Annotated in this window: 1 pseudogene; it reads left to right on the top strand. The window is 71.8% G+C overall.

The features are described 5' to 3' along the window. Positions 1–139: 139 nt before the first annotated feature. Positions 140–8,522 (top strand): annotated as a pseudogene (locus ACFHWE_RS23195) (hypothetical protein); the annotation flags it as partial.

The following is an 8,522-nucleotide window of genomic DNA, read 5'->3' on the forward strand; positions in this document are numbered from 1 at the left end:
CACCCCCCCACAGCCCGGTGACCAGACAGCCGACACCCCCCACCCACCCCTGCAGTCCTCGAAGACCGACACCGCCGTCCCCCCAGGCGACACCGCGACCGAAAGCGGGGGCGAAAACACCACCGCGCCCCAGAGCGGGGTGGAGCTCGGGGCCGAGAGCAGCGGTCCCACGAGCAAGAGCAGGGCCACCAACGAGCCCCCGCCCGTCCTGCCCGACACGAGCACCAGTGGGAACGGGGACCACGGCGCGGAGGGCACCCCACCCCCGGCACCCGACTACACCGGCACCGTGAACCTGGTTCGGGAGGGGACCGCCTACGACCTGGGCTACCTCCTCGACACCAGCCTGGTGCCGCCCAACCTCATCAGCACCGAACACCTCCCGGCCTTCGCCGACGACACCGCCAGGGACCCGAGCCACGGCATGGACGACGCGGCCCGCGACGACCTGAACGATCAGCTCATCGCCCAGATGGGCCATGACATGAGGGTGTTCTTCCGCGACGGCGGCCACACCTTCACCGTCACCAACGGTCAGGGGAACACCTGGCGGGTCCAGGTGTCCCTGCGCCCCGAGAATCCCCACGAGTTCTTCCACCTGCCCACGACCACGGACGACGGGGCCGGTGAGGCCAAGCTCAAGTCCTCCGCGGACACCACCGGCGACAAGATCTCCAGCAGTTCCAAGGGCAGGCACGGCAGGAGCGGAACGGTCGGGGTTGGGGTAACCGTCAGCCCTCTGTACGTCGACGTGGTGGGCGACAACGCCGTCGGCCCGCGTCTGCGCTTCCGGATCTCCGGAGGGACGCGGAGCCGGTCGACCGAGGTGAACGTCTCCACCACAAGCGACACGACGTCCACCTTCGAGCTCAAGAACAAGCCGGAGTTCTACGTCGCCGACCTGCTCATGCGGGTGAAGATCCAGCCCGGTGACACGTCCGTGCCCGTGGCCGATCCGCCCTACACCCCGTCCCCCAACGGCCTGGTGCTGGCCCTGCCCGGCGGTGTCGTACCCAGTAAGGGACCCCGGTCCATCCGGATCCTCGACCCCTTCCTCCCGGTGGAGGACGGAGACGACGGCGCGGACGGAGACGGCGCTGGTAGGGACGGAGGCCGGCTCCCCATCGACCCGCGTGCGGGACAGAGCCACCCGATCCATATCGGTGACATCCGCAGCACCGGCTCCGGCACCGCCCCGTCCCTCACCGACTGGGTCACCGACCATCTGACCCGAGCCGACCGGCCGCCCCGGAAGCGGGACCGGGTGCGCGACGCACTGACCCCCTCGTTCCTGGACCGCCACCCCGAACGCCGGGCCAGGATCGCCGACGAGGTGGGGCGCGAACTCTCCGGCCGGGCGCTGCGCAACCAACTGCCCCGGATGACCGTCGGACCGGTGCCGATGCGCCTAACCGACGTCTCCGGGAGGAAACGGATCGTGCGCATGTGGTCGGTCCCCACCGACTACACCCGCAAGGACCACACGCTCCAACCGTCGGACAACCTCAAAGGCCACATGAAGGGCAGCCCTTCGACCAAGGCCGGCGAGACCGTCCTGAGGAAGGACAACACCCTCCGGGCCACCGTCGGCGCGGGGATGAGCCTCAGCCTCGACCTGCCCGGCCTGTGGTCGACACGGGTCGACGCTCCGTACGCCGAGTACAGCCCGCGCTTCCAGTCGAGCGAGTACAGTGCCTCCTCGATCTCGGGTTCGAGGAACTGGGCGACCGTGGGTGCCAACGACTCGACCGTCTACGACGTGCGACGCAACTACTACCTCCAGTTCGACGGCGAGTCGGAGGTGTACCGGTTCCAGGGCGACACCATCGAGATCCTGACCGTGGAGGACGCGCACCTGATCAACGGCGAGGTCCCGCCCGCGGCACGGGTCTGGACACCGCCGACCGCCCCCGCCACCGAAAGTGCCCCGGCCACCTCCTCGGAGAGCGGGCCGCCCGCGGAGGGCACGTCCGCGGACACCGCCGCCGACCGCAGGCCCCGGCCGCCGCTGCCCAACCTGGCCGTGGCGAACCCGACGGACTTCACCGGGGCGACCCCGCGCACGTTCAACTGGTCAGACGGAAGCCAGTACCGAGACACGGGCGGCGGAACGCGGCGCTCGGTCTACGAGGAACTGTCCCACCAGGTTCTGACCGGGCTGGCCCGGCAGCGCCCCGGGCTGGTCCTGCCCGACCTGGCCCGAGGCAGGGCCGACTACGCCCGCAGGCCGGGCTACGAGGAGGCCGGGTACCTCGACCGCTCCCCCCGTGAGCGGCGCCTCCTGCGGCGCAACTACGACATCGCACGCCTCAACACGTTCAACGTCATGAAGACGGTCTCCGAGACGAGGCTGCGCAGCGACCTCAACGACCTGGGGCTGCACGGTGTCCCCGTCCACCTGCACGAGGCCGCCCTCGTGAACCCGGCCTCCCTGTTCAGGTCCCAGGAGAAGCTGGTTCGCCCGAAGTTCGTCACCGCACGGATCAGCGCCTCCTTCGACGCCCTGCGCCACATGCGTCCGACCGACCGGGGCGTGGCGGCCGATCTGGGCGGTTCCTCCGGCCGCTCCACCGGAAGCGGCCGGAGCGGCCGCCACGCCTTCGATCTCGGTGCCGGGGGCTTCTTTCGCAAGAACGGCCCGTACGGATCGTCCGCGGCACCCGAGTCGGTGGCGGCGGTCTCCGGATCCGCCTCGGCCGGGCGCGCCTCCGGCGCCGGACAGGGCCAGGGGATCAAGCAGTCGTCGGAGACCTCCGTCGTCTTCCCCCAGGACTCCGACGTGTGGAGCACTCAGGGGACCTTCGACGCCCGCCTGTACGAACGCGACGACATCGGCATGGTCCGAGGAGGGGGGCCGCCGCTGCGAGAACGCGGCTTGCCACTGCTGGAGAGGCCGTTCCAGGCACAGTTGATCCTGGAGACCCCCAAGGCGAAGCGGGGCGCGGACTCCGGGACCCCCTGGGCTCCACGCGCCGACGACATCCGACCGATGCCGCCCGAGGACGCCGAACGTGTCATCACCGAGCACACCCGGGCCGACCCGGGCCGGGTGCGCAGGACCCGGGACGTGCTGTCCCGGAACCGCTCCGCCGCGGCCACCACACGGACGGCCACCGACGGCGACGCGCCCGCGGCCGCGGCCACCTCCACGGACGGCGAGGCGTACACGGGGGACCGCACCGATCCGTCCGTCGGCACGGGCCCACGGAACCGAGCGGAGGACGGCGCACCGGCCGACACCGGGGCCGAACCGGGCACACACACCACCGCGGAGAGCAGCACCACTCCGCTGGCCACCACGGAAGGCGGCACGTCCACACAGCACCGGGCAGGCGAGAGCGCACCTGGTCAATCCGGCACGGAAGACACGGCACCCGCACCGCGGACCGCGGACCAGCGGCGGGCCGAGCGCATCCGGGCCCAAGCCGAGCGGCGGGCCGGACGGATACGGCGGCTCGGGGCGGCGCTCTCCAACGTGAGCACGCGTTTCCGGGTCGGTGAGGGGGAGGCGGCCCGCACCACCAGCCTGCTCGACGAGACCTACCAGGCCTTCTCCAGGGCACCTCGCGGGTGGAGCCTGCACCAGGGTTTCAGCCGCAAGCTCGAACACTTCCTCGTCGGAAGTGAGGGCGCCAAGGACGTCTTCGGCGCGCTGCTGTCCCCCCAGACGCTCTCAGCGGTGCCGGAGGGGGTCCGCACCCGTGTGGAGATGAGCGGCGGCTTCTGGTCCCCGCACCACGTGCGCACCACCGTGGCGACGGAGGTCGGCATCACCTCCATCGACTCCTTCGAGCAGTCCGACGCCATGGTCCTCCGGGAGAGCAAGACGACCCTGGACCTGTCCAGGAACACCCACATCACCTGGTCGGTCAACGCCCACGCCAGGACCGAGGGCAGGGGGCGCCTCGGCCCCGACCAGACCACCGGTTCCGGCCAGGGCACCGGCGACCGGGAGGGCGGCGCCCCGTCCACCGATCCCGACGGCCGACACCCCTTCCTCGGGGGCGGTCCCGGCGCGAACAAGAGCCTCTTCGGCAGGAGGTGGGGCGACAAGCTCGGTGAGAAGTACTCCCAGACCGTGTCCTTCGTATCCAAGATGCCGATGTCGTACCTGTTCACCGGATCCGGGGACCTCACACAGGCGCTGGAGTTCACCAAGAACTGGAGTATCGGTCCGACCTTCCCCAGAAGCGCGCGGTTCCGGGGCTGGGTCGCCCACGTCCGCGACCTGGTGTCGGGTGTGGTCCACATCCGCGATGCCCAGGCCGCCGGGCTGGTGGAGGACCGGGTCGTGGAACGCGACGGAGAACTGGTGCTGGAGCCCCAGCCCGAACCGGAGACGCCACGGCACGTACGTGTGCGCCCCGGGCTGGAGGACTCGGGCAAGATGACCGTCCCGCCCGACACCGGCCCGGCGCTCCAGGCCCTGGTCGACGACCTGGCCTCACAGGGTTGGGAGCTGACCTCGGGCAGCAGGGAGGACCTCCTGCACACGCTCGGCTCCCACCTGGGGGAGAACCCCAACGCCGGGGTTCCGCTGCCGGTGAGGGTCCGTGCCATCGACCACTCGATCGGTGACCTGAACTCCCCCACCAGCGCGCCCCTGTCCCTGAACGCCACCGTCTACGTGCGGCTGGACACCTCCGATCCGCGCGTCGAGTACGTGAGCGGCAACACCGACTTCCGGGACAAGCACACCTGGGAGTCGTCCGGCTCCACAGCCCGGACCGACATCCAGACGGGTAGCACGGGGGTCCAGGGCGGTGTCATGCAGCCGGTCCCCGCCGGCGGCGACCCGTCGTCCGGAGAGGGCACCCCGGACAGCCGCCCCTACCTCATGGGCCCCGAGGCCGGGGCTGTGTCCGGCTCCTCGCGTTCCAGGGGAGACGGCAGTACGAAGGGGGAGTCCAGGACCGTCGACCTGTCCGTGGACCTGCCCTATGCCAAGATCAGCCAGAACAGCCGGGTGACCCTCGACCTGGAGATCTCCAGGAACCAGCAGATCGCCAACCGCGTGCTGGGCGAACGTCCGGGCGACTCACAGCGGCACCTGTTCACCGGGAAGGGCACCGGGGGCCGGGTGGAAACGCTCTACCCGGCCTCCTACCTGGACTTCTCCGACCCCGCCTCCGACGATGCCGGAAACGGGGGGGACGCCCCACCGCGCACGGACACCGCCACCGGGGACGGCACCGCACCGGAGCACCCCAGCAACGACACACACGCCTCCCTGCACGACATGATGCGTTCCTGGGCCCGGGGCCAGAGCAGCGACGACCAGGCCGAACACGAAGACAGCGTCCTGGTCCCCTCGGGTGTGGAGAACCGTGGGCAGGACATCCGCGACACCGCGCACGTGGTCGTGGCCAAGTCCCTGGGCTGGACCTCCCCGTCGAACGCGGTGGCGGACGGGCGCTACACCCCCGAGGCGCTCCGCTCGGCACGCGAGTACAACGCCCGGAAGCTGGGGCTGGGCTCACGCCACAACCCGATCGACCAGAGCCTGAACGCCGCCTCCCTCAAGGCGCTCTACCCGGAGGTCGCCGGGGAGGGCGCGGAACTGACCCGGATGGGGGGCACCACGTGGAGTGTCCGCGCCCTGCCGGACCCGTCCTCGGCCCGCATCCTCGACATCGCGCCGATCGGCCGGATCACCGACTCCCACCTGGACAACCGGTCCAACGAGTCGCCGGTGGGGCACGGCAGCGCCCAGGACCGGCTCCTGGACCTTCGTCCGGCCGGACGGACCGACCACTCCCCACTGCACGACCCGCACACCGGCGTCTACCACGGCTCCGCACTGGTCCCCACCTCCTCGGAAACGGGCGGCGAGAGCGTCCAGGGCGTCGAGCAGCAGGACATCCCCGATTCCAGCCGCGCCCGGATCGGCCCGGTGCTCCTCGTGGAGTTCGACGCCAAGTGGGCGGTCGGCGCCAGGTCGGAGCTGCGCAACTCGGCCTTCCGCAAAGCCGCCGGGTACGTGGGGGACAAGGTGCGCAGCGCTTTCGGACACCGACCGTCCACACCCTCCCGCTGGCAGCTCGGCCACACCGGCACCAAGGTGACCGCCTGGCTCTCGCGTGAGGACGCGGTCCGGGCGGGGATGATCAGCCAGGGCGCGGCCGACGGGCTGGCCTCCCCCATCCAGGATCTGGCCCGGGCCCAGAAGAAGCTGTCCTCCGCCGAGAAAACCTACTTGAAGGCCCGGCGGGACCTGGAGCCGGCGGCCGCGGAGTACGCCGACGCCCAAGACGACCCTCGCGTCCGAGACGAGTACCACCGCCTCGAAGCGATCCAGGACCGGCGGCGCCGGGACTTCGAGAACGCGGTGCGGGAGTGGATCGAGACCCTGGAGACCGTCCGCGGTGCGCTGAATCGTTCCGCGCCCGACGGCGGAGATCGTTCCGACCGGAGCGACGACGGAGCGTGGCCGCTCGACAACACCCCCCTGCCCCCGATCACAGAGTCGCCCGAGCCTCCGGAGGAGATCCCGCCCCGCCCCTCCAGGTCCCCCGAACCGATGGAGGTGGCCCCACCCCGCCCCTCCAGGTCCCCCGAACCGATGGAGGTGGCCCCACCGCGGCTCTCCAGGTCCCCCGAACCGATGGACGGGGCCGCGCTCCGGCGCCCTCCGGGCGCCCGACGGGCGGAGAGCGACCCTCTGGCAAGGCCGCAGCGTACCGGCAGCGGCCCCGTGGCCGGCCCCCAGCGATCGAACAGCGGTCCTGCCCCCGAACCGCAACGGTCGGACAGCGACCCGGGGAACAGGACCGGGGAAACGGCGGCCCCCACTCGTTTCCCCAGTGGATCCACCGGCCTGCGCCGCACCCCCAGCATGGCCGACAGACTCCTCCGCCTCAACGCACGCCCTACCGGCACCACCGAACCAGGCGACCCTGCTGAGGGCACCACCACAGCGGCAGGGGTCCGACGCACCGGCAGCGATCCCGGGGGCAGAGCCGGCGGTCCCGCCACAGACCTCAGCCGCTCCACCAGCGGAAGGGAGATCGCTCGCACCCCCAGCCTGTCCAGGACGCTCCGCGGCCTGAACGCACGGACCACCAATACCGCAGCACTGGCCCGGATCCAGGCCCAGAGCGAGAATCTGCTCGAACAGCGCAGCGACATCGACGTACGGATCCAACAGAACGAACAGGCCATCGATCAGCGGGTCCAGGACGCCCGCGACGCCGCGGAGCACCTGCCCGGGCTGCGCCAGGCCCTGGTCGAACTGCGCGCGGGCCTGTCCCAGGCTGACCGCGACCTCGAATCCGCGCGCGGCCGACACACCGAAGCCGACACACGGTCCGGGGAATCGGCGGAGCGGTCCCGCACCGCAGCGGAGCAGGCCCGGGCGTCGGCGAAGGCCGCCGACGACGCCCGGGTCCACCACGAGCGGCAGGCCGACGCCGCCCGAGCCGCCGCCGAACGCGCCGAGGAGGCCGAGCGCCGTGCCCAAGACCTGGAGGCCCGGCACGCCAGAGCCCGGGAGGCCGACGAACAGCGGGCGCGGGAGACCGCGGACCTCCGGGTGCGCCTGGCGGACCTGACGGAGAACGTGATCCCCGGCCTGGAATCACGGGTGAAGGACGCCGCAGCCGCCCGTGAACAGGCGCTCGGCGCCGCGAGAGAGGCCCAAGCGGCCCGGGAGTCCCTCTGGGACGAGCTTCCCAGCGAGACGGACGCCCCGGCACTCGACGCCTGGAACACGCGGTTCTCCGAACTGGACAGGACGGCGCGGGGTCGGCGCGGGGAGGCTTCGGACGCCGAAACGGTGATCGGCGAGGCCGGGCGCGCCCTGGAACAGGCCCGAACCGAAGCCGCGCGGATCCCCGGGACCTTGGACGAGCGCACCGAGCCGGAGGCCCGGGCACGGGAAGGTCTGCGGCTCCTGGAGGGGGAGGCCGATCAGGCCCACGAGAGGGCGCAGGAGGCCCACCGGAACGCCAGAGAGGCCCAGGAGCGCGCCGACCGGGCCGAACGGGACCTGGAACGGGCCCGCGCCCAGGGGCGGTCCGACGCGGTCCGTGCCGCCGAGTTCCAGGAGAGAGCACTCATGGACCGGGAAGCACTGGAGCGGGAGAGGAGGGGACTCCAGCAGGCCGAGCGGGAGCAGCGTGACCGGGCCGCCCGGGTACGCGCCCAGGAACAGGAGGTCGAGACCACCGAGACCACGCTGCGGGAGGCGAACGAGGAGGTCGACGAGCTTCGCGCGGCCGGGACGAAGCTGCGTGAGCGCGCGAGGGAGATCGGCGCCGAATGGCAGGCGGTGATGAGGCGGCTGGGCCGCCCCGCCAGCGGCACCGACCAGGACCAGTTCCGGCGCGACAGTACCGGCACCGACCGCTCCGGAGAGGACCCGGGCACGGGATCGTCGGACACCACCACCCTGGCCTTCCCCGTCCAGTTGCCGGACACCCCGCCGAACGCCATCGACCCACTGTCAGCGCTCGACCCACCACCGCTGCCGGGCCTGGACCCCAAACACCCCGATGACGGCCAGGACCCACTGGCCTTCCTCA

Source organism: Nocardiopsis sp. LOL_012 (assembly GCF_048060475.1).
GTDB lineage: Bacteria > Actinomycetota > Actinomycetes > Streptosporangiales > Streptosporangiaceae > Nocardiopsis.